The 963-nt window shown below is 52.3% G+C and carries 1 protein-coding gene; it reads right to left on the bottom strand.

The genetic code is table 11. The features are described 5' to 3' along the window. Positions 1–401 (bottom strand): MFS transporter (locus ACXJ5O_RS28295; RefSeq protein ID WP_457302810.1); only part of this gene is annotated, 401 nt, incomplete at its 3' end. Positions 402–963: the final 562 nt, after the last annotated feature.

Below are 963 nucleotides of genomic sequence, written 5' to 3'. Positions count from 1 at the left end.
TCCCCCACCGAAGCCTGCCATGAAGGGTTGTTCAGCGCCGTTCCGCACCCGATCAGGAAAGTGAAGCAAAGCAGCAGCCATGGCGTGATCAGGTTGAAGTGAGAAAACAAGGTCAGAAAAACCGATACGCCGAGCATGAAACACTGCGCGACAAGCATCACCCGGCGGCGGTTGAAATTGTCGGCAAGAGCACCGGATATCAACGAAAACAACATGATAGGCAGTGCCGTCGATGCCTGCACCAGCGCAACCATATCGACAGAATCGGAGATGGTTGTCATCATCCAGGCCGCGCCGACTGACTGGATCAGGGAACCGAAGTTGGAGGAAAGACTCGCGAGCCAGACAGTTCTGAAAATATCATGTCTGAATGGCGCGAGTGGCGATGCCCGGTCTGTCACCTCGTCAACTTTCTTCTTTGGAAGACATTGGCGTTACTATCCCGTTATAAGCGAGACTCCACCGATTGCCAGTCGTCGAATTCCGCCCTCCCGCCAATTTGCGGGTTTCTCACAACTTCATACAATTAGATTAAACGCGCCGGTTGAAAATCTTGCGCCAGATTCGAGGTTTCTTGTGTGAGATTCCGACATTCATATGTGAGAACCGCAAGAAGACGCGCGATATGTGTCTCAGCAATAGCATCCAACCCGGCGAAATTGGCCGATTTCGGCAATTTGGCGGAAAATTAATTGAACGAGCGTTTCTTTATTTTTTTGTTTTCTTCAGATGACGTCGCCACCCTCTCCGTCATCCTCGGGCTTGACCCGAGGACCCACAGCTAAGTGGTGCTGCGCTACCAATTCGTCCGAAGCGTTCCAGTAGGATCCAGTTCTGTAAAACGTTCGCCGCCTTTCGCCACTATCTTGAATCAAGTCGAGTTGGTTGAAACGCTCATGCCCCTTAGCCATGGGTCCTCGGGTCAAGCCCGAGGATGACGGAAAGCGAGGCGCTCTTTCGCAC

The sequence above is a fragment of the Phyllobacterium sp. P5_D12 genome, from assembly GCF_054049495.1.
The sequence above is the reverse complement of the archived record's forward strand: the minus strand, read 5'-3'. Positions and strand labels throughout refer to the sequence as shown.